This is a genomic window from Janthinobacterium sp. UMAB-60, from assembly GCF_900095235.1.
GTDB lineage: Bacteria > Pseudomonadota > Gammaproteobacteria > Burkholderiales > Burkholderiaceae_D > Janthinobacterium.
In genome coordinates this window covers 405,773-431,659 of sequence record NZ_LT607482.1, presented here as the reverse complement: position 1 = coordinate 431,659, position 25,887 = coordinate 405,773, and the positions used below count along the sequence as shown (strand labels likewise).

The following is a 25,887-nucleotide window of genomic DNA, read 5'->3' as shown; positions in this document are numbered from 1 at the left end:
ATGAAAAAATTCAAGCTGCCCAATACCTTCGTCCTGCTGTGCGCCATCCTGGCCATGATCGCCCTGGCGACCTGGCTGGTGCCGGGCGGGAAATTCGACACGCAACTGGTGAACGGCAAGCAGCTGATCATTCCCGGCACGTTTCACTACGTGGACAACAAGCCGCAGGGACTGGCCGCGCTGATGATGGCGCCCATCAAGGGCTTCGTCGACGCCAGCCTGGTCATCGGCTTCATCCTGATCGTCGGCGGCGCCTTCGCCGTGCTGCAAAAGACGCAAGCCTTCGATTCGCTGATCAAGGCCATCGCCAAGGCGCACACCAGTTCGCGCTTCGTGCGCGCCGCCATCATTCCCGTCTTCTTCACCATGTTCTCGCTGGGCGGCGCCACTTTCGGCATGAACGAGGAAGCCATTCCCTTCATCCTGATCTTCGTGCCGCTGGCGCTGGCCCTGGGCTATGACACCATCACGGGCGTGTCGATTCCCTTCATCGGCTCGCAGGTGGGCTTTTCCGCCGCCTTCCTGAACCCGTTCAATGTCGGCATCGCGCAAGGGATCGCCGGCGTGCCGATCTTTTCCGGCATCGGCTACCGCCTGATCGTGTGGGCCATCGCCACGGCGGTCAGCATCGTGTTTTTGATGTGGTACGCGGCGCGCATCAAGCGCCATCCGGAAAAAAGCCCGACCTACCTGCTCGATATCGAAAAGCGCAGCGAGCATTCGATGGACCTCGACAGCTTTGCCGGCATGACGCGCACGCACCGCGCGGTGCTGTGGATTTTCATGGCGACCTTGCTGACGATGGTCGTCGGCGTCGTCAAGTACGACTGGTTCATCGATGAAATCGCCGCCCTGTTCCTGGTGATGGCCATCGTTGTCGGCCTGGTCGGCCGGCTCGACATGGACAGCCTGGTGGCATCCTTCGTGCAGGGCGCGCGCGACATGGTCAGCGTGGCGCTCGTCATCGCGCTGGCGCGCGGCACCATGATCCTGGCGCGCGATGCGCAGATCATCGACACCATGCTGCATGCATTGACGCCCCTGGTGGCGTCGTCAAGCCCCGTCTTTGCCGCGCAAAAGATGTTCTTCATGCAGTCGGTGATCAACTTCTTCATCCATTCCGGCAGCGGCCAGGCCGCGCTGACCATGCCGATCATGGCGCCGCTGGCCGACCTGGTGGGCGTGACGCGCCAGACGGCCATCCTGGCTTTCCAGTTCGGTGAATTCACCACGCCGATGATCCCCACCTCCGGCATCACCGTCGGCGTGCTGGCGCTGGCGCGCGTGCCGTGGATTACCTGGGCCAAGTGGATGATTCCGCTGCAGCTGATTTACCTGGTGCTCGCGCTGCTGCTGCTGATTCCACCCTGCCTGATGCACTGGCAATGAAAAAAGCCACGGCGCCGCACAGTCGCCGTGGCTTTCTCCTTATTTGCGATACGCCTGTCCGTACTTTCCATCGACACCCCCCTTTGCCCAGTCGGCCATCAGATCGTAAAACCCTGGCGTGATGATGGTGGCTTTGCGCGTTCCATCCGATGCCTGAGCATAGCTGCGCATGCCGTGATCGGCCTGCGGGAAGAGGTAGACCGAGATAGCCTGCCCCTGGCTGCGCAACGCCATCAAGCGCTCCACGGTGACCGCCGGCGGCGCCTGGCGGTCTTCCTCTGCCAAGGCCCATAACTGCGGTACCGTGACTTGGCGCAAGACCTGCACCGGATCTTGCGACCAGTCGACACCGAGCTTGTCGAACTGCGGCACGCCATTCTTGCGCAGCTCCTCGAACGGCATGCCCAGGAGCACGCCCGTGTAGCCTCCCTTGATGAGGACAAACCACGGTTCCTTGCCAAACTGCTGCCGGAATGCCAACAAGTCATCCAGGCCATCCTTGTAGCCGGATTTCACCAACCGCGCCGTGATATCCGTCACGCTGCGGGCCTTGGCGATGACGTCGCCGCCATAGCCTTTGTCCTGCAGTTCCTTGGCAACCTGCGCCGCATCCTGCTCCGTGATATCGACCGCTAGGCCATAGCCGATGCCAATAAATTCCGCCTTGGCACGCGCTTGCGCCAGTGGAGCGATCCAGCCGCCCTGGCTCACGCCTATCAGGCCGAAGCGGCCGTAACGGCCTTGCGCCAGCCGTTTGGCTTCGCGCGACGCGGCCACCAGGTCATCGGCCAGGCGCGGAAAGTTCTGCGTATATTCCCCTTCGGACTGCCCGGTACCACGTTTGTCATACACGAAAACGGACACGCCCCGTCCGACCATCTGGTAAGGATCGCGCGCTCGGTCGATCCAGCCGCTGCCTTCGGAACCATGGGCATACACGACCAGCGGCGTGTCCTTGCCTGCGCCCGGCGCCTCCATCAAACGTCCCGCGAGCATGATGCCATTCGATTCAAAACGCGTATTCGATTCGGCCAGTGCCACTTTCGGCCAGCGCCCCTTGCCACCGACAAGCACGGCGTCTTTTCCGCACGCGAGCAGCGCCCCGACATCCTGGGTGTTGCCGACGGTCCCGTCGCTGAAGGTGTAACTGTATCCCTTGCCCCCATGGGTAATGGCGACGAAGTCCTTCTGGTCGTGGCGAAAAATGCCCGTCTCGCAAGGCGCCGGACTGAATACATCTGGCATGGGTGCGCCAGTCGCCGTGAGCGAAACGACAAAGAGAGGCAAGAGAAGGGAAGAGGTCATGGAGTCAGGTTCCGATAGGGGGCTGTCGCGTGGTTGATCAAAAAAATCGCAATATCAGTATCAGGCAGGACCCGGGCCGCGCACACAGCGCCGGCTGTTCAACGCAGATAAATATCGGGAAAATACCTCTCCATCAGCGTCTCCGGCCTGAGCGCCGCCGTAAAGCCATTGCGCGCATACAAACCATGCGCCGTGCTGGTGGCCAGCATGAAACGGCGCAAGCCCTGCAAGTCGGGATGTGCCATCACGGCTTCCATCAGGCGCTTGCTATAGCCGCGGCCCCGGTACTCTTCCAGTACATACACGTCGACCAGATAGGCAAACGTGGCGTAGTCGCTGACCACGCGGGCGAACGCCACCTGGCGGCCGTCAAGCGTGCCGCCAAAGCATAGAGAATGGTCGATGGCGCGCCGTACGGTAGCCAGCGGGATGCCGATGGCCCATGTCGATTGCGTGCTGAGAAAATGGTGGATGGCTGGAACGTCGAGTTCCGCCTTGTCGGTGCTGATCATCAAATGTGACATCGCGCAGGCCCTGCTATCGTTAAAAGCACGATCATCGGCCTTTTTGCTGCGTCTGTCACCAGGGCTGGATAGAACCGGGGGCGCCGCCCGTTCTGCCTGTCCGTGATGCGGTGTTGCTGTTTGCTGCCGATGCTTCTTGTACTGCCGGCACTGCCATCGCCGCGCTTACAGGGCGGCTTTTTCTTCTGCCCTCAGACGCTTGGCGCTGACGTACACGGTGTGCATGGTGGCTTGATCGGCGCTGGCGGCGATGGGGGCTGGCGCGGCGCGGAATTTCGGCACGGCGGCGGTGGCCAGGCTGGTGGCGGCGGCGATGGCGATGATGGCAACGAAGATGGCTTCCATGTTTTTAGCGATGTTCATGATGGTGTCCTTTGAGTGGCTGGTTGTGTGTTGCGATGATTGAACTGTAGGCCGATCGCCCTTGAACTGCCATCGGATTGCGACCAAACGCACGATTCGCGGGACAGAATACAAAAAGCCCGGATGGAACGCACAACAGCGTCCGCAGCGTGGCATTTGACGCGTGCAAGCCCCATTCCCGGCCATTTCAGCGCCCTGCAAGCCCCTAAAAGCCCTACCGCAGGCCAACCTTGTTTATAATCGCCGTACACTAAAGGACTTCTTTCATGACTGATCAATTCTCCAAAAAGGGCGAAGCCTGGTCGGCCCGGTTTTCCGAACCGGTCTCGGACCTCGTCAAGCGCTACACAGCTTCTGTATTTTTTGACAAGCGCCTGGCGCTGTTCGACATCGAAGGTTCGCTGGCCCATGCGGAAATGCTGCATGCGCAAGCCATCATCAGCCCGACCGACTACGCTGAAATCGTGCGCGGCATGGCGCAAATCTCGCAGGAAATCGCCGCCGGCCAGTTCGAATGGCTGCTGGATCTGGAAGATGTCCACCTGAATATCGAAAAGCGCCTGACCGAACTGGTAGGCGATGCGGGCAAGCGCTTGCACACGGGCCGTTCGCGCAACGACCAGGTGGCCACCGATATCCGCCTGTACGTGCGTTCCGCCATCGACGACATCACCGCCCTGCTGGCGACGTTCCGCAGCGCGCTGACGGACCTGGCCGAACAGCATGCCGACACCATCATGCCGGGCTTTACCCACATGCAGGTGGCCCAGCCGATCACCTTCGGCCACCACATGCTGGCGTATGTCGAAATGTTCGGCCGCGATGCCGAGCGCATGGCCGATTGCCGCAAGCGCGTCAACCGCCTGCCGCTGGGTGCCGCCGCCCTGGCCGGCACCACCTTCCCCATCGATCGCCTGCGCGTGGCAAAAACGCTGGGCTTCGACGACGTCTGCCACAACTCGCTCGACGCCGTGTCGGACCGCGACTTCGCCATCGAATTTTGCGCCGCTGCCGCCGTGCTGATGATGCACGTGTCGCGCATGGCCGAGGAACTGGTGATCTGGATGAGCCCACGCATCGGCTTCATCGACATCGCCGACCGCTTCTGCACCGGCTCGTCGATCATGCCGCAAAAGAAAAACCCGGACGTACCGGAACTGGCGCGTGGCAAGACCGGTCGCGTGTATGGCCACCTGATTGGCCTGTTGACCCTGATGAAAGGCCAGCCACTGGCCTACAACAAGGACAACCAGGAAGACAAGGAACCGCTGTTCGACACGGTCGACACCGTCATCGATACCTTGCGCATCTTCGCCGACATGGCCGGCGGCATCACGGTGAAACCGGAAGCGATGCGCGCGGCAGCCCTGCAGGGTTATGCCACGGCGACCGACCTGGCCGACTACCTGGTCAAGAAGGGCTTGCCGTTCCGCGACGCCCATGAAGCGGTGGCCCTGGCCGTGCGCGCCTGCGTCGACGCCGGTTGCGACCTGGCCGACCTGTCGCTGGAGCAGTTGCGCGCCTTCTCGCCGCTGACCGGTGAAGACGTATTCGAGGTGCTGACGCTGGAAGGCTCCGTCGCCGCGCGCGACCACGTGGGCGGCACCGCGCCGCGCCAGGTGCGCGAAGCGATCGCCCGCGTGCGCACGCAGCTGGAAAAATAAACCGCGCTTGCGCGCTCAGGCGCCCCGCTGCAGCGATGCAGCGGGGCGTTTTTCATTGCGCGACGATTTTCGACAGCACGGAAAAAGCGGCCCCCGTCTGCGATGCTTCCAGCAGCAAGGTCAGCTCCGTATACGTGCAGATGATATTGATCAGGTTGATGCGCTCCCAGGCCAGGCGCTTGAGGATGGCGTGATACACGCCCGGCGTATAGCAGGTTTCGGGCGCCAGATGCAGGGTCACGGCCGTCACCCGTTCCAGGCGCGCCAGTTCCTGCTCTTCGCCGAAGACCTCTTCCACCAGCGTATGCAGCGAACGGCTGCAGATCACCATCACCTCGTTGACGCCGCGCGTGACCGTGATGAACGTGCCCCGCTGGGGCGCTGCCAGCGCCAGCAACTGGCGCTGGCAGGCATACGTCTGGTCGGAATAGCGGTAGGTAACAACCATCAATTCGCTGCGCGTGGACAGTTCACCCGCGCGGTGCGCCAGCACGATCTCGCCGCTTTTCTGCTGCGGCATCCGCTCGGCCAGGCGGCGCAGCGCCATCACCACGGCGGCCTGCCCCACCGGTTTCCATAAGTCGGTCTGCAATTGCGGCTGCAGCTGGCGCGCCAGTTCCGACAGGTTGAGCAAGCCCCGGCCCAGCCCCTCGCTGAGAAACGCCGATTCCATCACGATCTGTTCCACTTTGGTCGCTATCGAAAGCATAGTTCTTCGGGCCGGTGATTCCGGTGCACGCACCAGGAGCCGGCAACCCTTCCTGAAAAAGAGAATGCACTGCGCCAGCGGCCACGCCGGGCGGCGCGGTCGGACTCACGAAAAGCCCCCGTCGCAGGGGGAGGAGCCGGATAGCGGCGGCTAGGAAGGCGGATGCAGCATGCAGGCCGCTCCAGAGGGGAAATGGCTGAAACCAACAGCAGAAAACAGAATTGATGTCATGTGAAACTCCCGATTTTTTCCCGATGCGCTGTATCTGGACGCGGTCATTGCCGCGTGCGCTTTTTTTTGTCTTCGCGTGCGCCACTGCGGACAACGCGAAGACCTAGTGTAGATCGCAACATTTAGAAAACGCAACAGTGTTTTTCCAACAGAACACGTCATTGAGGGAACGGGTCCAAAACAAAATTTGCAGCTTGCGATACATCAAACTTTGCGACGATACAGCGCCGATAAATGTTCAATTCTTAACAAAAATTCGCGTAGTGACCCATTTCTTGAATTTTTTGACATGGCGATCTCGACAAGTTTAGTGTCCCCTTACCCGACGTCATGCCACCACAAAACGGCAGGCTATCCGCTCGCCGCCAGGCACGCCGGGGTGGCCATCAGGCATCGCGGCCAGCTCATTCACCATTTCCTTAACCGATACCATGGAGCAGAAATGAATTTACGTTTGACGATAGTTGCCGCATCCATCGCCGCCCTGCCGCTGGTGGCCACCACGGCCGATGCCGCCACGCCGCTGCCACAGACCCTGATGGCCGCGCCGGTCGCCCTGGCGTCTCCACAAGAAACCGCCAGCCTGGTCAACAAGCTGGCCGCGCAGGCGCGCAGCCGCGGCCTGAATACCGAGCATGGCTTTGCCGTCGGCGCCCAGCACCCGGGCGTCAGCGGCACCCGCGTGAGCCGCGTACAGCACACCTACAAGGGCTTGCCCGTCTTCGGTTCCGAGACGGTAGTGGTCAGCAACAGCGCCGGCGACATCGTCAGCGAATCCGTGTCGGACCGCGCGTCGGGTCTCGGTAGCGGCGGCGTCAATGCCGTCACCCGCAGCGCCACCACCGATATCGACACCACGCCGGCCGTCAGCGCCGCCGCCGCCATCGCCGCCGCAGTGAAAAGCATCGGCGTGCCGGCCGTCGACCACGTGCCGCCGCATGCGCAATTGCTGATCTACCCCGTGATGAAAACGGTGCGCGTGGCAGGCGCCGAGAACAAATCGGAAGCGGCACTGAACGCCCTCGACGTGCAGGACGTGGTCGACCACTACGAGCTGGCCTACCTGGTGCAGACGCGCATGATCAGCGGCAACAAGCCCGTCTACTACGACACCATCGTCAGCGCCAAGGACGGCCGCATCCTGCGCCAGTGGAAAGCCCTGAAAACCGTCGCCGGCATCGGCAACAGCCAGTACAACGGCCAGGTGCCGCTCAACACCACGCTCACGGGCAGCACCTACACCATGAAGGATCCCAGCCGCGGCACGGGCGGCAGCTTCGGCGGCATGGCCATCACGAATGCCAACCACGGCACCACCTCGGGCAGCGTATACAGCAGCACCAGCAATACCTGGGGCGACGGCCAGCAATACATCAGCGGCGGCAGCACCACCAACGCCAACGGCCAGACGGCGGCCGTCAACGCGATGTGGGGCCTGATGAACACCTACGACACGCACAAGAATGTGCTGGGCTGGTCCAGCCTGGACGGCAACAACACGGCTACCCACATCGCCGCCCACGTCAACACGGCTTACGACAACGCCTATTACGACAGCAACTGCAAATGCATGTACATCGGCGACGGCGGCAGCTCGTTCAACAACCTCGGCTCCATCGACGTGATCGGCCATGAGATGGGCCACGGCATCACGGATGCCACCTCGGGCCTGATCTACTCGCAGGAGTCGGGCGGCTTGAACGAATCGAGCTCCGACATCGCCGGCGAAATGGTGGAAGCGTATGCGCGCGCCGGCGGCACGGGCACCAGCATCCCCAACACGGGCAACGATTGGATGACGGGCAAGGAAATCGCCAAGAATGGCCAGCCGCTGCGCTGGCTGTACAAGCCGAGCAAGGATGGCAGCAGCCCGAATGCGTGGAGCAGCACCATCAAGAACCTCGACGTCCACTACAGCAGCGGCCCGAACAACCGCATGTTCTACTTCCTGTCGCAAGGCTCGAACTCCACCGCCAGCAGCGACTACTACAGCTCCTACCTGAACAAAAGCCCGCTGGCCATGACCGGTATCGGCAGCGACAAGGCTTACCGCATCTGGTTCAAGGCCGCGACCACCAAGTTCACTTCGTCAACCAACTACGCCGACGCGCGCAACAAGGTGCTGCTGGCCGCCGAGGAACTGTATGGCGTGGGCAGCGCCGAATCGATCGCCGTCAAGCGCGCGTATGCGGCCATCAACGTGGGCACCGACGTCGATGAATCGACGACGGGCGGCGCGGTGAGCATCACCAGCCAGCCGGCCAGCATCACCGTCGCACCAGGCGCCACCGCCTCGTTCGCCGTGGGCGCGGGCGGCGGCACGGCGCCGTACACCTACAAGTGGTACCGCAACGGCGCCGTGATCAGCGGCGCCACGTCGCCGGCCTACAGCTTCACGGCCGTGGCGACCGACAGCGGCGCCGTCTTCAAGGCGACGGTGACGGATTCCTCGTCGCCCGCCGTGACGGCCACGTCGAACAACGCCACGCTGACGGTGGGCACCAGCAGCGCCACCGAACGCGTGACGAACGGCGGCTTCGAGTCCGGCGCCACGGGCTGGAGCGGCACCACAGGCGCCATCGGCACCTTCACGGGGCAAACCGCGTATGAAGGCACGCAGTACGCCTGGCTGGGCGGCAATGGCGCCACGACCAGCGAATCGCTGACGCAAAGCGTGGCCATTCCGGCCGCGGCCACGTCCGCCAGCTTGAGCTTCGCGCTGCATATCGACACGGCGGAAACGGGCAATACCGCGTACGACAAGCTGGTCGTCACCGTGAAGAACAGCGCCGGCACGGTGCTGGGCACCCTGGCCACCTACTCGAACGTGAACAAGGCGGCCGGCTATCAGATCCGCACCTTCGACCTGATCGCCTACAAGGGCCAGACCGTGCAGATCTCGTTTGCCGCGACCGAGGACGCCTCGCTGCAAACCTCGTTCGTGATCGACAAGGTCAGCCTGGTCACCCAGTAAGCGGCTGAACATGCGGGCAAGCCATCGATACAAGGGCTTGCCCGCGCATGCAACACCGCACGATTGATTTTCTGGCAATTCCAGTCTACCCTGAAGCAACTCATTGCCTCTTGCTGCTGCCGGTACCCGCGACGAATTGAACTTTTTTGGATTGTTCCCGACCGATGCCTACTTTGACCGCACGCACCTTCCCTCATAGCAGCCTGTCCCTGTCCCTGTCCGCTTCCGTCGCCATGCTCGCCTGAGCCGACGATGCAGTTCCACCTCCAGGTGCAGGGCCCGGCGGGCAGCCGGGCGCTGGCCATCGACGCCGCCAGCGAGGCCGAGGCGATCCGCGCGGCCGTGCGCGGCGGCTGGCGCGTGCTGGCCGTCGACGCTGGCGCCGCGCCGGACGCGGGTGTCGCGCTGCGCCCGGGCAAACAGGGTCTGCCCTTGCTGCAATTCAGCCAGGAGCTGCTGGCCCTGCTCGAAGCGGGCCTGAACCTGGGCGAGGCCATGGCCACCCTGCACAACAAGGAAACGCGCCCGGGCGCGAGGAGCACCCTGGCCGCCATCGTGCTCACCCTGCAGCAGGGACAAAGCTTTTCCGATACCCTGGCCGGTTTCCCCGATATCTTCCCCGACATTTACATCGCCACCGTGCATGCGGCCGAACGCTCGGGCAACCTGCCCGAGGCGCTGGCGCGCTTTGTCGGCTACCAGCTGCAATTCGACGCCATCCGCAAAAAACTCATTTCCGCCGCCATCTACCCGTGCATGCTGCTCGTCGTCGGCGGCCTGGTGACCCTGTTCCTGCTCGGCTACGTGGTGCCCAAATTCAGCGTCGTCTACGAAAGCTCGGGCCGCGAGATTCCCTGGATGTCGCAAATGCTGCTCGGCTTTGGCCAAACGCTGGCCGCGCATCCGCTGCTGTGCGCCGGCGCGCTGGCCGCTGCGGTGGCCGCCGTGGTCTTTGGCCTTGCCAATGCCGGCGCGCGCCAGGCCCTGGTCTTGCGCCTGCTGCGCCTGCCCGTGCTGGCCGACAAGGCGGCGGAATTTCGCCTGGCGCGCTTCTACCGCGCCCTGAGCCTGCTGCTGCACGCCGGTATCCCGCTGCACAAGGCGCTGGCCATGGTGGCACCCATGCTGCTTCCGGCGCAGCAGGAACAGCTGGCGCAGGCGCGCCGCGCGGTACAGGAAGGCATGCCGTTTTCCACCGCGCTGGAACACGCCGGCATGGCCACGCCGGTGGCGCAATCGCTGCTGAAAGTGGGAGAAAACACGGGCCGCCTGGGCGACATGCTGGAACGCTCGGCCAAGTTCCACGACGAGGAATTCGCCCGCTGGGTGGACTGGGCGTCGCGCCTGCTCGAGCCGCTCTTGATGACCATCATCGGCGTGGTGATCGGCGGCGTGGTGGTGCTGATGTACATGCCGATCTTTGAACTGGCCGGGAGCTTATCTTGAAGGTCATGTCATGAATGCACGCGACGAAGAACGGGCCGTCCTCGATGCGGCCATGCTGCGCCGGGCCCACGCCCGCGCGCTGGAACATGGCCGCCCGCAGATGGCCGTGCTGCAGGAAACGGCGGCCCTGCCGCCCGAAGTCTTTTTGCGCCAGCTGGCCGCCCTGTTCCGCTATCCGGCGTGGACGATGGCCGAGCTGCAGGCCGCATTGCCCGCCTTTGCCCTGCTGCCCTACACCGATTGCGCCCAGCGCGACTGCGTGCTGCTGCACCCAAGCGCTCCCGGCGCGCCGCCCGTGCTTGTCATCGGCAACCCATTTGCGGAAGACCTGCTGCAGTGGGCCGACTTCACCCTGTCCACGCCCTTCACGGTGGCGCTGGCGCACCCGGACGACCTGGCCGCCTATCTGCTGCAGCAGGAAAGCGTGCAGCAGGCGATGCAGGAAATGCAGCACGGGGATGACATTCCAGGACTCGACCAGAGCATCGAAGACATCTCGCTGATCCGCATCAGCGAGGACAGCAGCCCGGTCGTGAAACTGGTGAACTCCACCATCTACGACGCCCTGAAATTCCAGGCCAGCGACATCCACCTCGAATGCGACGTGGCCAGCCTGGTCATCAAGTACCGCGTCGACGGCGTGCTGGTGCAGGCGGGCCAGGTGCAGGGGCTGGCGATGGCCGAACAGATCATCTCGCGCATCAAGGTCATGGCCGATCTCGACATCGCCGAACGCCGCATCCCGCAGGATGGCCGCTTCAAGGTGCGCGTCAAGGGGGCGGAAATCGACTTTCGCGTCTCCATCATGCCGAATATTTTTGGCGAGGACGCCGTGCTGCGCCTGCTGGACCGGCGCGCGCTGACGGAGGCGGCGCAGGCGCTGCGCCTGGAAAGCCTGGGCCTGAACGAGGACGCCATCGAGCAGATCCGCCGCCTGGCGGCCAAGCCGCACGGCATGCTGCTGGTGACGGGGCCCACCGGTTCCGGCAAGACCACCACCCTGTACGCGGCCATCACGGAAATCAATACGGGGCGCGACAAGATCGTCACCATCGAAGACCCCGTCGAATACCGCTTGCCGCGCGTGCTGCAGATCCCCGTCAATGAAAAGAAGGGGCTGACGTTCGCGCGCGGCCTGCGCTCCATCCTGCGCCACGATCCCGACAAGATCATGATCGGCGAAATCCGCGACGACGAGACGGCGCAGATCGCCGTGCAGGCGGCGCTCACGGGTCACCTGGTGTTTACCACCGTGCACGCGAACAATGTGTTCGATGTGGTCGGCCGCTTCCTGCACATGGGCGTCGATGCCTACAGCTTTGCGGCCGCCCTGAACGGCATCGTGGCGCAGCGCCTGCTGCGCCTCAATTGCGCCCATTGCGCCGTCGACGCCAGCGCCGAGGTGCTGGCCGACGCGCAGCAGCTGCGCGACAGCGGGTTGGCGCTGCACCAGGTGCAGGACTGGCAATTCATGGCCGGCAAGGGCTGCGGTCACTGCCGCGGCACCGGCTACAAGGGCCGCAAGGCCGTCGCCGAGGTCTTGATGCTCAGCGACGCCATGCGCGAAATGATCTGCACGCGCGCGCCCCTGAGCCAGATGAAGGAAGAAGCGGCGCGCAACGGTTTTCGCCTGGCGCGCGAGGCGGGCCTGGACCTGGTGCGGCGCGGCGAAACCACTTTAGCGGAGCTCAATCGTGTCACTTATTGAACGCCTTACCCGCGCCACCGTGTGCCTGCACCTGGCGCCGCACGGATTGTACGGCGTGCTGCGCCGCGCCGGCCGTCCCGTGGCCGACAGCGCCTTCCACCTGCCGATTGCGAATCCCGATGCCAGCTGGGAAGTAACGCTGGCGGCCCTGCGCGGCTGGCTCGAACAGCACAATGAAAAAAAAATGCCGCTGGCCGTCAGCCTGGCCAGCCGCTGGTGCGCCATGCTGATGGTGCCGTGGAGCGGCGCCCTGCTCGACCGGAGCAGCGCACAGCGCTTCCTGCACAGCCAGTTCGGCGCCGTGTATGGCGAAAGCGCGCGCGCCTGGCGCCTGGCCGCCGACGACGCGCCCTATGGCAAGCCGCGCCTTGCCTGCGGCATCGATGGGGACTTGCTGCAAGGCGTGCAGGATGCGGCGGCAGCACATGGCCGGCGCTGCCTGTCCATCGAACCCATCGTCGGACCGGCCTGGCGCAGCATCGCCGGTAGCAAACCTGCCGCCTTCGCCCTGGTGGAAGCGGGACGGCTGCTGCTGGCGACAAGCAGCGGCGGGCGCATCACGGCCCTGCACAGCCAGTCCTGCGACGCCGCCTGGGGCGAGGAACTGGATAGCGCGTGGCGGCGCTGGAACTTGCGCGCGCCGCAGCTCGACGCCATCGAACACGTGACGCTGATCGACTTGAGCGGCGTGCCGCAAGCGGAGGTGCCAGAACGCTTCGTGCCCATCGCCGTGGCCAGCGGCGCCCACCTGATGCGGGAGGCCGCATGGGCCTGAGCCGCCTGGAATTCCTGCCGCCCGGAGCAAGGCAGACCTTCAAGGGCTGGCGCCTGGCCCTGTGCCTGGCGGGCAGCCTGATGCTGCTGCCGGCCGCCGTGTACTGGCTGGTGCAGGCGCAGGAAATGCGGCGCCTGGAAGCCCAACTGGCGCAGCTGCAGCCCGCGCGTCCTGTGCGCGCGCCCCTTTCGGCAAGCCAGCAGCGCGAGCGCGACCTCGAACTGAAACAGGTGGCCGCCGCCGTGCGCCAGCTCAACCTGCCCATCACGCGCCTGGTCAGGACGGTGCAGGCGCCGCGCGACGTGCGCGTGGCCCTCTTGGGGCTGGACCTGAACGCGCAGCAGGGACAGGATGGCGCCAGCGTGCTGAAAATCGCCGCCGAAGCGGAAACGCCGCAGGACATGCTCAACTACCTGGCCTTCCTGAACCAGCAGCCCATGTTCAGCTCCGTGTATCTGCTCAAGCACGAGATGCACGCCAACGCCCCCGAACACCCTTACCGTTTTCAGCTGGAGGCGCAATGGCGGCAATAAAACCGGCACTAAAAGCCAGCGCGCCCGCAGCCCGCCCGCGCCCGCAGCTGCGCCTGCCGCCGCGCCTGGCATGGGAAGCGGCGCGTCTGTGGCATACCCTGGGCTGGCCCAGCGCCATCGGCGCGGCTTGCCTGGCGCTGGCCGCCGCCGCCATGCAGCAGGGCGAAGCGCTGGCCGCACACCAGCAGCAATTGACGGCGCAACTGGCCGCTGCTGCCAGACAGTCGGCATTGCCGCCGGCGCCCGTCACACTCGATGCCGACGCCGACAGCCTGGCCGCCTTTCACGCCTACCTGCCCGCGCATGACAGCATTCCCGAGCAGTTGAAGGCCTTGCTGGAAGTGGCGCAAAAGAGCGGCGTCACCCTGGCCAAGGCCGACTACAAGCCGCAGGAAGACGGTAACACGGCCTTTTTGCGCTACCAGATCACCCTGCCCGTGAAGGCCGAATACGCGCAGCTGCAAACCTTTATCGTCGACGCCCTGCAGACGCTGCCCACGCTGACGCTCGACTCCGTCCTCTTCAAGCGCGAGCAGATCGAAGCGGGCGAGATCGACGCGCGCATCCAGTTCATCCTGCTGGTGAAAAAGGCGGAGGTACGCCGATGAAAAAAGCCGTACTCGGAGGCGCCGCCGTGGCGACCTTGCTGGCCGCCCTCTTCGCCCCCGAGGATGAAGGCAGCATCGTGGGGCCGGCCACGGCCACGCCGCGCCAGGTGGAACGGGTGGCGGTCGCGCCGCTTGCTGCAGTCACCGCGCCGCAGACCAATCGCGCGCTGGCCATCCATCCGCGCCGGGCGCTGGAAGACGAGGAAGCGGCCACCCTGTTCGCCAAGCAAAGCTGGCAACCGGAGACGCCGAAAAAGATCATGCTCGACCAGCAGGCCGCGCAGGCCACGCGCACTGTTGTCGCCGTCGACGCGAACGCGCCGCCGCCTTTGCCATTCCAGTTCCTTGGCCGCTTTGTCGACGAAGGCAAGGCCGCCTACTTCCTGCAGGCGGGCGAACGCAACGTGGTGGCACGGCCCGGCGATACACTGGAAGAGCGCTACCGCTTCGACGGCGTGGTGCAAGGCGCCCTGCAATTTACCTATCTGCCGCTCAACCTGAAACAGACACTCGCCGTAGGGGACCTCAATTGAAACGACGCACACCACGTACTGGCATCACCCTGCTGCCGATGCTGTCCCTGCTGGCCGCCTGCGCCGGCAACCAGGCCTATACCGACGGCCAGGCCATGCTGGGCGCGGGCCGCACGGAACAGGGCCTGGCCCTGCTGGAACAGGCGGCGCAAGCCGAGCCGACCAACGCCAAGTACCGCATCGCCGTCACCAACGGCAGGATGCGCGCGCTGAATAGCCTGAATGGCCGCGCCGAGGCGCTGCGCCAGCAGGGCAAACTGCCCGAAGCGCAAGCGCAGTACCAGCAGGCGCTGGTGCTGGACGCCAGCAACGATGTGGCACAGCGTGGCCTGGCCGGCGTGGCGCAGGATGAACGGCACCGCAAGCTGGTGCAGGAAGCGCAGGCCAGCTACCAGCGCGGCGGCGAAGCGAATGTCGCGCAAGCGCAGGAAGCCTTGCGCCAGGTGCTGCAAGAGCGTCCCGCACAGCGCGAGGCGCTGGCCCTGAAAAGCCGCATCGGCGACGAGCAGGCCAAAAGCCGGCCGGCCAGCGGCAAGCTGGCGGCCGCCTACCGCAAACCCGTGACCCTCGAATTTCGCGACGCGCCGCTGCGCTCCGTGTTCGACTTCATCAGCAAGGTGTCGGGACTGAACTTCGTCTTCGACAAGGAAGTCGACCCCGCCCTGCGCGCCACCATTTCCGTGCGCGACACCAGCATCGAAGAGGCGATTGCCATGCTGCTGGGCGCCAACCAGCTGGAGCAAAGCGTCACCAGCGACAAGTCGATCACGATTTACCCGAACACGCCGCAAAAGGTGAAGGATTACCAGCAGCTGGTGGTACGCACTTTTTTCCTCGCCAATGCGGACGTCAAGACGGTGGCGTTTTCCATCAAGACCCTGCTCAAGGCCAAGGACGTCGTCACCGACGAGCGCCTGGGCATCATCATGCTGCGCGATACGCCGGAAATGGTGCGCATGGCCGAGCGCATCATCAACGTGCAGGACCTGGCCGACCCGGAAGTGATGCTGGAAGTGGAGGTGCTGGAAGTCAAGCGCACGCGCCTGATGGAACTGGGCGTGCGCTGGCCGGACCAGGCCAACCTGACACTGGCCGGCATCGGCAGCGGCTTGGGTGGCCTGAAGGTGGCCGACCTGCACCGCATCAATGGCGACAATATCAACCTGGGCATCGGCGGCGTCACCCTGAACGCCAACAAGACCGATAGCGACAGCAATATCCTCGCCAACCCGCGCATCCGCGTGCGCAACAAGGAAAAGGCCAAGATCCTCATCGGCGACCGCGTGCCCGTCATTACCGTCACGACGAACAACGGCGTCAGTTCCGACAGCGTCAACTACATCGAGGTGGGACTGAAGCTCGACGTGGAGCCGAACGTCTACCTGGACGACGAGGTGGCCATCAAGATCAACCTGGAAGTGTCGAACGTCGTCAAGGAAGTGATCAGCAAAACGGGCACGCAGGCTTACCAGATCGGCACGCGCAGCGCTTCCACCGTGCTGCGCCTGAAGGATGGCGAGACGCAGGTGCTGGCAGGCCTGATCAGCGACGAAGACCGGGGCACGGCCAACAAGGTGCCCGGCGTGGGCGAGCTGCCCGTGTTAAACCGCCTGTTCGGCAGCCAGAAGGACGACGCCATGCGCAGCGAGATCGTGCTGTCGATCACGCCGCGCCTGCTGCGCAGCATCCGCCGCCCGGACCTGATGACGGCCGAGTTCAACTCGGGCACCGAGGCATCCGTGGGCGGCCGCGCCAGCGTCGGCGGTACGCTTGACGCCATCGTCACGCCAGAGCAGGCCGCGCCGCGCACCGGCTCGCCCATGACGGGCGGCGACGAGGCGCCCGCCGCCGACAAGACAAGCAAAGGTGGCCAGTGAAGCATAAAGGCTTTACCTTCATCGAACTGATGATCACCCTGGCCATCATGGCGACGCTGGCAACGGTGGCCGTGCCGATGGCGCAGGTGGCCTTGCAACGGGCGAAGGAGCAGGAATTGCGCAGCGCCCTGATCGAGATACGCGAAGCCATCGATACCTACAAGCGCGCCTCGGACAATGGCCGCATCAAGCTGTCGCTGGGCGCCTCCGGCTATCCGAAAAAACTTGAGGAACTGGTCGAGGGCGTGCCCGACCAGCGCAGTCCCTCGAAGCAGAACATCTATTTTTTGCGCCGCCTGCCGCGCGACCCATTCCAGCCCAGGGAAGAAGGCAGCGCCGCCGACAGCTGGAGCAAGCGCGCCTATGCCTCGCCGCCAGACAATCCCAGCGAAGGCGAGGACGTATTCGACGTCGCCTCGCGCTCGACCAAGGCAGGCCTGAACGGCGTGCCGCTCAATCAATGGTGACCGCCATGCATACCACGACCATACGCCGCGGTTTTACCCTGGTCGAATTGCTGGTGGTGCTGGCGATCATCTCGCTGCTGCTGACGATTGCCATTCCCCGCTATTTCGGTTCCGTGGAAAAATCGAAGGAAGTCGCGCTGAAGGAAAACCTGCAAGTGCTCAGGAGCGGCCTCGATAAATACTACGCCGACAAGGGAGAATATCCGGCCGCGCTGGCCGACCTCGTGACCCACCATTACTTCCGCAGCGTACCGCTGGACCCCGTCACGGAGTCCGCCGCCACCTGGCAGTTGATCCCTTCTCCGAATGGCGAGATCAGCGGCGTGGCCGACGTGCGCAGCGGCGCCAAGGGCAAGACGCGCGAGGGCATCCCCTTTGAGCAGCTCTAGTTTTCGACGCCGCGCGCGGGGCTTCGCGTATATCTGGACCCTGATGCTGGTCGCCTTCATGGGTGTCGGTCTGGTGTTGGCCAGCGAATTGCATGCCACGGCCGCGCGGCGCGAGAAGGAGCGCGAGCTGCTGTTCATCGGCCATGAATTCCGCAATGCGCTGGGCCGTTACTACGACAGCACGCCGGGCGACGGGCGGCCCCGCTACCCCTTGACGTTGCAGGAGCTGCTGCGCGATCCGCGCTTTGCCAACGCCCGGCGGCACTTGCGCCGCCTGTATGCGGACCCGGTCACTGGGAAGGCAGAGTGGGGCGTGCTGCGGCAGGAGGGACGCATCGTCGGCATCCATTCGCTCTCGCCGCAGATCCCCATCAAGCAGGACAACTTCCTCGACGAAGATGCCAGCCTGCGCCGCAAGCAGCGCTACGCGGACTGGCATTTTACCTATCCGCACGACCTGATGCTGGCCCAGCCCGATGCCGCTGGCGGCGCGCCGGGACTCAAGCCGAAAGGCGCAAACTGATATCATGCGTCCTTTCCGTATCACGCATCGAACAAAGGAGCAGGCATGAGCATAGGTGGCACTTCCATCGAACAGGCATTGGCATCGCTGTCGGACATGACGGGCGGCATGGTCGCCATCGGCAAGGCCGAACATGCGCAACGTATCGCCAGGGCGCAAGCGTTCATGCGCGACCAGGGCATCACCGCGATCTACCTGAACGCGGGCGCCAACCTCACCTATTTTACGGGTACCAAATGGTATGCCAGCGAACGCATGGTGGGCGCCATCCTGCCAGCCAGCGGCGAGATCGAATACATCGCCCCTGCCTTCGAGGAAAGCACCTTGACGGGCTTCATGCTCATCGAGGGCAAGGTCAATTGCTGGGAAGAGCATGAAAGCCCGTACCAGCTGTTCGTCGACGTGCTGGCGCGCATGGGGGTAGCCCAGGATGCGAATCAACCGCCGCGCGTGGGCATCTGCGAAAGCGCCGCCTTCTTCATCTATGACGGCATCCGGCCGCTGGCTCCCGGCTACGCGCTGGAAAACGCACGCGCCGTCACGGCGTACTGCCGCAGCCGCAAGTCAGCCGCCGAAATCGCCCTGATGCAGCGCGTGATGGACATGACCCTGGCCGTGCACGTGGCCACGGCAAGCATGCTGCACGAAGGCATCACGACGGTGGAAGTGGAGGAATTCATCCAGCGCGCGCACCGCAAGGTGGGAGCGCCACGCTCGTATTTTTGCATCGTGCTGTTCGGCGAAGCGACCGCCTACCCGCATGGCGTCAACTACGTGCAGACCTTGAAGGCGGGCGACACGGTGCTGATCGACACGGGTTGCCAGGTGATGAACTACATCTCCGACATCACGCGCACCTATGTGTTTGGGGCTATCAGCGAACGCCAGCGCAGCGTGTGGAACAGCGAAAAGGCGGCCCAGGCCGCGGCTTTCGCGGCCGCCCAGTTGGGCGTGCCGTGCGGCGACGTGGACCGCGCTGCCCGCGTGTCGCTGGAAGCGGACGGCTTCGGTCCCGGCTACAAGCTGCCGGGCCTGCCGCACCGCACGGGCCACGGCATCGGCCTCGATATCCACGAGTGGCCTTACCTGGTGGGCAACGACACGACGCCGCTCGACGTGGGCATGTGCTTCTCGAACGAGCCGATGATCTGCATCCCCGGCGAATTCGGCATCCGCCACGAAGACCATTTCTACATGACGCAAGACGGTCCGCGCTGGTTCACGCAGCCGGCGCACAGCATCGACGATCCGTTCGGCTTGCGCGCGTAAGCCTGTGCTCCTGTGTTGGATTACGCTGCGCTAATCCAACCTACGCATATGCCATGCAGGTCAAGCTGGTATCACCGCAATGCCAGGTAGGTCGGATTAGCGCTCTGCGCGTAATCCGACACAGCGCCCCCCTGCGCCAGCTTGAACACGGCCAGCGCCGCGCCCAGTTGCACGGCCTGTTCCTGCAGCGATTCGGCGGCCGCCGACGCCTCTTCCACCAACGCGGAATTTTGCTGCGTCATCTGGTCCATGCTGCCGATGGCCACGCCGATGTCGCCGATGCCGGCGCTTTGCGCCTGGCTGGCTGCACTGATCTCGGCCATGATGTCGGCCACCTTTTTCACGGAATCGACGATCTGCCCCATGGTCAGCCCCGCCTCGTCGACCAGCTTCGAACCCACGTTCACCTTGGCCACCGAATCGCCGATCAATTGCTTGATCTCGCGCGCCGCTGCCGCGCTGCGCTGTGCCAGGTTGCGCACTTCGGATGCCACCACGGCAAAGCCGCGTCCCTGTTCGCCCGCGCGCGCCGCTTCCACGGCCGCGTTCAAGGCCAGGATATTCGTCTGGAAAGCGATGCCGTCGATCACGCCGATGATGTCGACGATGCGTTTCGACGAATCGTTGATCTCGCCCATGGTGGTGACCACCTGGCTGACCACTTGCCCGCCCTTCACGGCAACCGAGGAGGCCGACACCACCAGTGCATGCGCCTGCCCCGCATTGGCGGCGTTGTCGCGCACGGTGGAAGTCAGGCTATCCATGCTGCGCGCCGTCTGATCCAGGCTGCCCGCCTGCGATTCCGTGCGCGCGGCCAGGTCCGCATTGCCCTGCGCGATTTCAGCGCTGGCCACCTGGATGGTTTCAGCCGATGCCTTGATGTCGGAGACCATGCCACCGAGCTTGGCGCGCATGTCCTTCAGCGCCGCCAGCAAGCTGGCCTGGTCGCCCGCTTCGGTCTCGATGTGCATCGAGAGGTCGCCATCGGCCACGGCGCGCGCGATCTGGCGCGCATATTCGGGTTCGCCGCCCAGCTGCTGCCAGATGGCGCGCACGACGAAATGCGATACGGCCACCAGGCAGACGATCACGGCCAGCGCCACGGCGATGCTGGTATTGAGCGCATTGCGCACGTTGGCGGCGCTGCGCTCGATGCCCCGCTTGAATTGCAATTGCGCCTGCTCGTTGGTCTTTGCCAGGTCCGTGTTGAGCACCGCCAGCGCGCCCTGCATGCGCGCCACGGTCGCTTGCGGGTCGCCCTCTTCCATTTCCAGCATGATGCGCGCCGCGCTCAGCGCCGGCGCATAGTAGGCATCGAATTCCTTTGCCAGGCGCAGGCCCTGTTCGCGCTGGCCGGGGATCGCCGCAAAGTCGCCCAGCTTGGCGCGCAGCTTGACGGCCTGGCCGCCGACTTGCCCGATGCGCTCCTTGTCGCCTTCGCTGACGGCATCGCGCAGGGCGTCGCCGACGGCGGCCACGTCCAGGGTCAGCGACTTGGCCATGTCGAGCACGGGATAGTCGGCACTTTCGGTAGCGTGAATGGAATTGAGCGTGGCCGTGGACAGATAGGCACTGACGGCCAGTCCCAGCCCGAAAATCACGGCCGAGACGACGGGCAGCGCCCATATCTTGCGTTTGATGCTCATTGCTGTCTCCTGATTTGATGAATTATCGGGCCGCCGCATGGCGTGCGGCCCGAACCGGCTTTATGGCGCCGTCAGCACCACTTTGACGGTGCCGTCGACGGCACTCTTCTCGATATAGCCGATGGCTTTCGGATCGGCCGCCACGGCCTTCTTCACGTCGGCGCTATTGGCTACTTCCTTCGGCAAGGTCGCCTTGCCCGTGAAGACCAGCTTGGACCACAGGGCCTTCGCTTGCGACGGTTCCTTGTCCGTCACCTTCTTGTAGAACTCGGCGCGCACGGGGGCGCTTTCCGGCTGGTCGATCGGCGTCATGGCCGTCGATTTACCGAGGAAAAATTGCGCCACCTGTTCATTCGTCATCGCGCCGGCGGCGCTCTTCGGATTGACCACCACGACCACTTCGGCCATGACGGGCACGCTCATCGACAAGGCCAGCAAGGCAGCCACATTCACAATCAATGGTTTCATGCGGCACTCCTTAGAAAACGAAATCGATGGCGGCGGCAGCCACCGTGACAGGGCCATGGAAGCCTGGCTTGGCTTGCACGAACAGGCCCGGGCCATTCTTCGGCCTGATGCGGTCGATCTGCACTTTCAGCGCGGCCGAACGGTGGAAGTCCCAGCGCACGCCGATGCTGTCCGTCGATTGCTCCAGCTGGTTGCGCATATAAGCGAGGGTGTCGACGCCGGCCGACAGGGCGCGCAGGGTCGGCGTGCAGGCGGCCGGATAGCCGGCAGGGCAGGATGCGGGCACGGTGTTGTTCACGCGGCCATCGGCCTTCAGGCTGGCGTGGCTGTAGTACGGCAGGAAGGCGCCGATGCGATAGCCGCCCATCACGTACCACGAGGTGCTGTCGCTGACATAGCTGTCCGTCTTGCGCTTCGCATATTCGGACTGCAGCAGCACATTGTTCCAGTCCAGGCCCAGGCCCACGGACGTGAAGGACGCTTTCTTGTCCTTGACTTCCAGCGCATCGGCCAGGGCGCCCAGCTGGGCGATCTTGTAGCCGCCGCCGGCCGCGCGCAAGCTGCCCATCAGGGTGTTCAGGCTGGGCGAATCGTTGATCGTCAGCTTGGTCTCGGCGCGGCCGAAACGCACGGTGAGGGGGCCATGTTCGGCCACCACGTTGAGGGCGACGATGGACTTGCCTTCCACCTGCACGGTCGAAGCGGGTCCCGTGGCCAGGGTGGCCTTGGTGCGGCCCAGCGCCAGCTGCGTGGTGATGCTGGTGTCGCCCGCGCTGAACTGGTAAGTGCCGTCGATGCCGTCGATGCTGTTCAGCGGTACCTGCGAATACATTTCGCCCGGTGGGCGCAGCATGGTGTTGGCATAGCCCACGTTACGGTAATCGGAAATCATGAAGACGGGCAGACCCATGCGGCCAACGCGCACACTGAAGCTGTCCGACACCTTGGCCTTGGCGAAGGCCCACGCCAGTTCGGCGCCGAAATCATCTTCGCCATCCTTGCGCGCCAGGCCTTGTACGGTGGCCGACAACCAGGGATTGACGGTGACATTGGCCTGCAATCCCAGGTTGGAATCGACGCCCGTGCGGGCGGTGCGGCCCGCACCGGCAGCCTGGTTCGGGCGCGCGAACTGCGCGTTGTCGGTATCGGCCACAGTCAGCGCGGCGGTGCCGAAACCGCTGATCTTGACGGTCGGGCCGCTGGCAGCATCTTCAGCGTAGGCATGACTGATGGCCAAGGGCATGGCCATCAGAAAAATCAGGACGTGTTTATTCATAGTAATTAAATACCCGTAACGGTGAACATTAATCGTGGAGTGGACTCGAGGTCGATGGCTCACCGGCCGTAAAAGGCCGGGTCCGTTTTTTTCGCGCCGCCAGCGCGGCGTGGAGCGTGCTTGGCGGTGTGACCAGTGAGTAAAACCATGCTACAGAGAAAAGGTTTTACGTTGGAAAGTTTTCTTGAGGCAATGAGCGAATTGCCCCCTTTTCACGAAAAAAGCACGCGTTCTAGAGGGGTTTATCTAAATAGCACGCCGTGCAAAACCACACTTTCGCTATATTTTTCATACACTTATGGATAATTCAAGAGAAAAATAATTAGCCTGCACCTGAACCGTGTGGCGCCCATAAAAAAGCGCCGCCCGCGCGAAGATCGCGGGCGGCGCCGTTCAAACCAGTCCTGCAGAAGACGCTTATTCGCGCTTCGACACCAGGGTCAGAATATCGTAGCTGGCCACTAGTTCTTCGTTCTGGTTCGTCACCTGCACGTCCCACGCCACCACGCCCTGGCCCACGCCGAAGACGTCCTTGCGGTTACGGTCGACCTTGCGTTTGCAGGTCAGGCGCGCGCGGATGGTGTCGCCGATGGCGACGGGGGCGACGAAGCGCAGGTTGTCCAGGCCATAGTTGGCCAGCACGGGACCGACGCCAGGCGAGACGAACAGGCCGGCGGCGGCCGACAGCACGAAGTAGCCGTGGGCGATGCGCTTGCCAAACTGCGACTCTTTCGCCGCGATTTCATCGAAGTGCATGTAGAAGAAATCGCCCGAAATGCCGCCGAAGGCGACGATGTCCGCTTCGCTGACCGTGCGGCGGTGCGTAAGCAGCGAATCGCCCGTCTTCAGGTCCTCGAAGTGCTTGCGGAACGGGTGGATCGGACTTTCGTTGACATCCGCGCCGCGCACGTATTCGCCCGTGATCGCCGCCAGCATGGTCGGCGAGCCTTGCACGGCCGCCCGTTGCAGGTAGTGGCGCACGGCGCGCACGCCGCCCAGTTCCTCGCCGCCGCCCGCGCGGCCAGGGCCGCCGTGCTTCAGCTGCGGCAGGGGAGAGCCATGGCCCGTCGAATCGACGGAGGCCACGCGCTCGAGCACATGCACGCGGCCATGCGTGGCCGCCACGTGCGGCACCACGCGCGCGGCGATCTTCGGATCGCGCGTCACCAGAGTGCTCACCAGGCTGCCCTTGCCGCGCGCGGCCAGGGCCAGCGCTTCATCGATGTCCTTGTAGCCCATCATGGTGCTGACGGGGCCAAACGCTTCCACGTCATGCACGGCGTCGTTGCCAAACGCGTCGCGGCACAGCAGCAAGGTCGGCGAGAAGAAGCTGCCGTCCTGCGCGCCATCGCCCAGGGGACTGAAACCGTCGGCCGCGCCGAATACCACCTCGTTACCCTGCGACAGCGTGGCGACCCGTTCGGCCACGTCGCTTTGCTGTTCCTTCGACGCCAGCGCGCCCATGCGCACGCCCTCGATGGACGGATCGCCCACCACCACCTTGGCCAGGCGTTCGCGCAAGCGCGTGCCGACGGCGTCCATCAAGTGCTCGGGCACGATGATGCGGCGGATCGCCGTGCACTTCTGGCCCGACTTGCCCGTCATTTCGCGCACCACTTCCTTGACGAACAGATCGAACTCCACATCATCGGGCGTGACGTCCGGCGCCAGGATGGCGCAGTTGAGCGAATCGGCTTCGCCGTTAAAGGGCACGGACTGGGCGATCAGGTTGGAATTCGTGCGCAGCTTGGCGGCCGTGGCGGCCGATCCCGTAAACGTGACGAAATCCTGGCCATTCAGGCGGTCCAGCAAGTCGCCCGTGGAACCGATCACCAGCTGCAAACTGCCGGCCGGCAGCAAGCCCGACTCATGCATCATGCGCACGACGGCTTGCGTCAGGTAGCTCGTCGCCGTGGCCGGCTTGGCGATGCAGGGCATGGCCGCCAGGAAGCTCGGCGCGAATTTTTCCAGCAAGCCCCAGATGGGGAAATTGAAGGCGTTGATGTGCACGGCCAGGCCGCCGCGCGGCACCAGGATGTGCGTGCCGGCGAAACCGCCCTTCTTGCCCAGCGCGATGGCCGGGCCTTCATGCAGCACGTTCGACGACGGCAGCTCGTTGCTGCCCATGCTGGCGTAGGCGAACAGCGTGCCCGTGCCGCCTTCGATATCGACCCAGCTATCAGCGCGCGTGGCGCCCGACAGGTGCGAGATCGCATACAGTTCTTCCTTGCGCTCGACCAAGTACAGGGCCAATGCCTTCAGGCGCGCGGCGCGCTGCTGGAAATCCAGCGCCATCAGGCCCGGCACGCCCGTCTTGCGCGCATACGTGACGGCTTCGTCGAAGTCGATCTTTTCCGCATGCGTGTGATAGATGACGCGGTTGTTCAAGGCGCTATGCAGGGGCACGGCGGCGCTTTCGCCCAGCCAGCGGCCGGCGATCAGGCTTTGCAAAGTGGATATGTGAGCCATGTGGTTTCTCCGTAAAACGAGGGTGTTGGTGACGTTGGTGGTGGTGTCGGATTACGCGGGGCGCTGCCCCGCTAATCCGACCTACGCCCATATTATTTATTGCGCGGCGGCGTTCTTGTGCAAGTGCAGCGGCAATGCGGATTCAAAATTGAGGCGCTGGCGGTTCGCCTCGACTTCCGTCAAGGCGTCCACCTCGCGCATCGTCTGCATCGAGCGCACGGCCAGTTCGTGGTACTGGCCCGTGCCCGAGCTTTTCCATTTGATTTCATCGTCGGTCAGCGACCGTATCGCCTTGGCGGGCGTGCCGACCACCATGCTGCGCGGCGCGACGATCATGCCCGCCTTGACGAAACTCATGGCGGCGACGATGGATTCCTCGCCGATGATGGCGTTGTCCATCACCACGGCGTTCATGCCGACGAGCGCATTGCGGCCGATGCGGCAGCCATGCAGCACGGCGCCGTGGCCGATATGACCATCGACTTCGACCACCGTGTCGCAGCCGGGAAAACCGTGCATGACGCAGGTATCCTGCAGATTCGCGCCCTCTTCCAGGATCAATCGGCCGAAGTCGCCGCGGATCGAGGCCAGCGGACCGATATAGCAGCGCGGGCCGACGATCACATCGCCGATCAGCACGGCCGACGGGTGCACGTAGGCGCTGGGGTGGACGACGGGGGTGACGCCGTTGATTTCGTAGACTTTGACCATAAAAACTCCTATATGCCTTGAGATAAAGCG

The 25,887-nt window shown here is 64.1% G+C and carries 23 protein-coding genes; 14 read left to right on the top strand and 9 right to left on the bottom strand.

Going from position 1 to position 25,887, the window contains the following annotated elements; all coding sequences use genetic code 11:
- Window positions 1-1,389, top strand: coding sequence for a YfcC family protein (locus K0F86_RS01985; protein WP_257571945.1), 1,389 nt, complete (start codon window positions 1-3; stop codon window positions 1,387-1,389).
- A 39-nt stretch (window positions 1,390-1,428) separates the two neighbouring features.
- Here the strand turns inward: K0F86_RS01985 and K0F86_RS01980 are convergent, their stop codons facing one another.
- The 3 genes from K0F86_RS01980 to K0F86_RS01970 form a co-directional block, all read right to left on the bottom strand.
- On the bottom strand, window positions 1,429-2,694 hold the full coding sequence (locus K0F86_RS01980; RefSeq protein ID WP_219132694.1) for a S9 family peptidase: 1,266 nt from the start codon (window positions 2,692-2,694) through the stop codon (window positions 1,429-1,431).
- Between the two features lie 98 nt (window positions 2,695-2,792).
- Complete coding sequence (locus tag K0F86_RS01975) at window positions 2,793-3,218, bottom strand: GNAT family N-acetyltransferase (protein WP_219132693.1); 426 nt, start codon at window positions 3,216-3,218, stop codon at window positions 2,793-2,795.
- A 165-nt stretch (window positions 3,219-3,383) separates the two neighbouring features.
- Window positions 3,384-3,581 carry a hypothetical protein gene (locus tag K0F86_RS01970; protein ID WP_219132692.1) on the bottom strand — a complete coding sequence of 66 codons (198 nt, stop codon included), beginning with the start codon at window positions 3,579-3,581 and terminating at the stop codon, window positions 3,384-3,386.
- Between the two features lie 266 nt (window positions 3,582-3,847).
- On the opposite strand from K0F86_RS01970, the gene argH reads away from it, so the two are divergent.
- Window positions 3,848-5,245 (top strand): argininosuccinate lyase, encoded by a 1,398-nt coding sequence (gene argH / locus K0F86_RS01965; RefSeq protein ID WP_219132691.1) that lies wholly within the window; start codon window positions 3,848-3,850, stop codon window positions 5,243-5,245.
- A gap of 52 nt (window positions 5,246-5,297) precedes the next feature.
- On the opposite strand, the gene K0F86_RS01960 is transcribed toward argH, so the two are convergent.
- Window positions 5,298-5,954: a hypothetical protein gene (locus tag K0F86_RS01960; RefSeq protein WP_219132690.1), complete on the bottom strand. Its 657-nt coding sequence runs from the start codon at window positions 5,952-5,954 to the stop codon at window positions 5,298-5,300.
- Window positions 5,955-6,627: 673 nt separating this feature from the next.
- Between K0F86_RS01960 and K0F86_RS01955 the strand changes: the two genes are divergently transcribed.
- The 12 genes from K0F86_RS01955 to K0F86_RS01900 all read left to right on the top strand — a co-directional run bounded on the left by K0F86_RS01955 (window position 6,628) and on the right by K0F86_RS01900 (window position 19,287).
- Window positions 6,628-9,159 carry a M4 family metallopeptidase gene (locus tag K0F86_RS01955; RefSeq protein WP_219132689.1) on the top strand — a complete coding sequence of 844 codons (2,532 nt, stop codon included), beginning with the start codon at window positions 6,628-6,630 and terminating at the stop codon, window positions 9,157-9,159.
- Window positions 9,160-9,411: 252 nt separating this feature from the next.
- A complete protein-coding gene (locus tag K0F86_RS01950) occupies window positions 9,412-10,605 on the top strand; it encodes a type II secretion system F family protein (protein WP_219132688.1) in 1,194 nt (397 codons plus the stop codon).
- Between the two features lie 10 nt (window positions 10,606-10,615).
- Window positions 10,616-12,313 carry a GspE/PulE family protein gene (locus tag K0F86_RS01945; RefSeq protein WP_219132687.1) on the top strand — a complete coding sequence of 566 codons (1,698 nt, stop codon included), beginning with the start codon at window positions 10,616-10,618 and terminating at the stop codon, window positions 12,311-12,313.
- Window positions 12,300-13,088: a hypothetical protein gene (locus tag K0F86_RS01940; RefSeq protein ID WP_219132686.1), complete on the top strand. Its 789-nt coding sequence runs from the start codon at window positions 12,300-12,302 to the stop codon at window positions 13,086-13,088. The genes K0F86_RS01945 and K0F86_RS01940 overlap by 14 nt, the downstream gene beginning before the upstream one ends.
- Complete coding sequence (locus tag K0F86_RS01935; protein WP_219132685.1) at window positions 13,079-13,621, top strand: hypothetical protein; 543 nt, start codon at window positions 13,079-13,081, stop codon at window positions 13,619-13,621. The genes K0F86_RS01940 and K0F86_RS01935 overlap by 10 nt, the downstream gene beginning before the upstream one ends.
- A complete protein-coding gene (gene pilO, locus K0F86_RS01930; RefSeq protein ID WP_219132684.1) occupies window positions 13,609-14,229 on the top strand; it encodes a type 4a pilus biogenesis protein PilO in 621 nt (206 codons plus the stop codon). The genes K0F86_RS01935 and pilO overlap by 13 nt, the downstream gene beginning before the upstream one ends.
- A complete protein-coding gene (locus K0F86_RS01925) occupies window positions 14,226-14,762 on the top strand; it encodes a hypothetical protein (protein WP_219132683.1) in 537 nt (178 codons plus the stop codon). The genes pilO and K0F86_RS01925 overlap by 4 nt, the downstream gene beginning before the upstream one ends.
- Window positions 14,759-16,639 carry a secretin and TonB N-terminal domain-containing protein gene (locus K0F86_RS01920; protein ID WP_257571944.1) on the top strand — a complete coding sequence of 627 codons (1,881 nt, stop codon included), beginning with the start codon at window positions 14,759-14,761 and terminating at the stop codon, window positions 16,637-16,639. Before K0F86_RS01925 ends, K0F86_RS01920 begins: the two co-directional genes overlap by 4 nt.
- Entirely contained in the window at window positions 16,636-17,106 is a 471-nt protein-coding gene (locus K0F86_RS01915) for a type II secretion system protein (RefSeq protein WP_257571943.1), read from the top strand. The genes K0F86_RS01920 and K0F86_RS01915 overlap by 4 nt, the downstream gene beginning before the upstream one ends.
- 5 nt (window positions 17,107-17,111) lie before the next feature.
- Window positions 17,112-17,495, top strand: a complete 384-nt coding sequence (locus tag K0F86_RS01910) for a type IV pilin protein (protein WP_257571942.1) — start codon at window positions 17,112-17,114, stop codon at window positions 17,493-17,495.
- Complete coding sequence (locus tag K0F86_RS01905; RefSeq protein ID WP_257571941.1) at window positions 17,482-18,018, top strand: type II secretion system protein; 537 nt, start codon at window positions 17,482-17,484, stop codon at window positions 18,016-18,018. Before K0F86_RS01910 ends, K0F86_RS01905 begins: the two co-directional genes overlap by 14 nt.
- A gap of 45 nt (window positions 18,019-18,063) precedes the next feature.
- Window positions 18,064-19,287 carry a Xaa-Pro peptidase family protein gene (locus K0F86_RS01900; RefSeq protein ID WP_219132681.1) on the top strand — a complete coding sequence of 408 codons (1,224 nt, stop codon included), beginning with the start codon at window positions 18,064-18,066 and terminating at the stop codon, window positions 19,285-19,287.
- 71 nt (window positions 19,288-19,358) lie between these two features.
- On the opposite strand, the gene K0F86_RS01895 is transcribed toward K0F86_RS01900, so the two are convergent.
- From K0F86_RS01895 to paaY, 5 genes are all read right to left on the bottom strand, one after another.
- Window positions 19,359-20,933 carry a methyl-accepting chemotaxis protein gene (locus K0F86_RS01895; RefSeq protein WP_219132680.1) on the bottom strand — a complete coding sequence of 525 codons (1,575 nt, stop codon included), beginning with the start codon at window positions 20,931-20,933 and terminating at the stop codon, window positions 19,359-19,361.
- A gap of 60 nt (window positions 20,934-20,993) precedes the next feature.
- Complete coding sequence (locus K0F86_RS01890) at window positions 20,994-21,401, bottom strand: hypothetical protein (RefSeq protein ID WP_219132679.1); 408 nt, start codon at window positions 21,399-21,401, stop codon at window positions 20,994-20,996.
- A 10-nt stretch (window positions 21,402-21,411) separates the two neighbouring features.
- Window positions 21,412-22,677: a hypothetical protein gene (locus K0F86_RS01885; protein ID WP_219132678.1), complete on the bottom strand. Its 1,266-nt coding sequence runs from the start codon at window positions 22,675-22,677 to the stop codon at window positions 21,412-21,414.
- A 417-nt stretch (window positions 22,678-23,094) separates the two neighbouring features.
- Window positions 23,095-25,146, bottom strand: coding sequence for a phenylacetic acid degradation bifunctional protein PaaZ (gene paaZ / locus K0F86_RS01880; RefSeq protein WP_219132677.1), 2,052 nt, complete (start codon window positions 25,144-25,146; stop codon window positions 23,095-23,097).
- A gap of 96 nt (window positions 25,147-25,242) precedes the next feature.
- Window positions 25,243-25,857, bottom strand: coding sequence for a phenylacetic acid degradation protein PaaY (gene paaY / locus K0F86_RS01875; protein ID WP_219132676.1), 615 nt, complete (start codon window positions 25,855-25,857; stop codon window positions 25,243-25,245).
- Between the last annotated feature and the right edge of the window lie 30 nt (window positions 25,858-25,887).

What these genes read in the sequence shown, in the direction of transcription:
- K0F86_RS01985 (WP_257571945.1), top strand. Translation starts at nt 1, where the DNA reads ATGAAAAAATTCAAGCTGCCCAATACCTTCGTCCTGCTGTGCGCCATC.
- K0F86_RS01980 (WP_219132694.1), bottom strand. Translation starts at nt 2,694, where the DNA reads ATGACCTCTTCCCTTCTCTTGCCTCTCTTTGTCGTTTCGCTCACGGCG.
- K0F86_RS01975 (WP_219132693.1), bottom strand. Translation starts at nt 3,218, where the DNA reads ATGTCACATTTGATGATCAGCACCGACAAGGCGGAACTCGACGTTCCA.
- K0F86_RS01970 (WP_219132692.1), bottom strand. Translation starts at nt 3,581, where the DNA reads ATGAACATCGCTAAAAACATGGAAGCCATCTTCGTTGCCATCATCGCC.
- argH (WP_219132691.1), top strand. Translation starts at nt 3,848, where the DNA reads ATGACTGATCAATTCTCCAAAAAGGGCGAAGCCTGGTCGGCCCGGTTT.
- K0F86_RS01960 (WP_219132690.1), bottom strand. Translation starts at nt 5,954, where the DNA reads ATGCTTTCGATAGCGACCAAAGTGGAACAGATCGTGATGGAATCGGCG.
- K0F86_RS01955 (WP_219132689.1), top strand. Translation starts at nt 6,628, where the DNA reads ATGAATTTACGTTTGACGATAGTTGCCGCATCCATCGCCGCCCTGCCG.
- K0F86_RS01950 (WP_219132688.1), top strand. Translation starts at nt 9,412, where the DNA reads ATGCAGTTCCACCTCCAGGTGCAGGGCCCGGCGGGCAGCCGGGCGCTG.
- K0F86_RS01945 (WP_219132687.1), top strand. Translation starts at nt 10,616, where the DNA reads ATGAATGCACGCGACGAAGAACGGGCCGTCCTCGATGCGGCCATGCTG.
- K0F86_RS01935 (WP_219132685.1), top strand. Translation starts at nt 13,079, where the DNA reads ATGGGCCTGAGCCGCCTGGAATTCCTGCCGCCCGGAGCAAGGCAGACC.
- pilO (WP_219132684.1), top strand. Translation starts at nt 13,609, where the DNA reads ATGGCGGCAATAAAACCGGCACTAAAAGCCAGCGCGCCCGCAGCCCGC.
- K0F86_RS01925 (WP_219132683.1), top strand. Translation starts at nt 14,226, where the DNA reads ATGAAAAAAGCCGTACTCGGAGGCGCCGCCGTGGCGACCTTGCTGGCC.
- K0F86_RS01910 (WP_257571942.1), top strand. Translation starts at nt 17,112, where the DNA reads ATGCATACCACGACCATACGCCGCGGTTTTACCCTGGTCGAATTGCTG.
- K0F86_RS01900 (WP_219132681.1), top strand. Translation starts at nt 18,064, where the DNA reads ATGAGCATAGGTGGCACTTCCATCGAACAGGCATTGGCATCGCTGTCG.
- K0F86_RS01895 (WP_219132680.1), bottom strand. Translation starts at nt 20,933, where the DNA reads ATGAGCATCAAACGCAAGATATGGGCGCTGCCCGTCGTCTCGGCCGTG.
- K0F86_RS01890 (WP_219132679.1), bottom strand. Translation starts at nt 21,401, where the DNA reads ATGAAACCATTGATTGTGAATGTGGCTGCCTTGCTGGCCTTGTCGATG.
- K0F86_RS01885 (WP_219132678.1), bottom strand. Translation starts at nt 22,677, where the DNA reads ATGAATAAACACGTCCTGATTTTTCTGATGGCCATGCCCTTGGCCATC.
- paaZ (WP_219132677.1), bottom strand. Translation starts at nt 25,146, where the DNA reads ATGGCTCACATATCCACTTTGCAAAGCCTGATCGCCGGCCGCTGGCTG.
- paaY (WP_219132676.1), bottom strand. Translation starts at nt 25,857, where the DNA reads ATGGTCAAAGTCTACGAAATCAACGGCGTCACCCCCGTCGTCCACCCC.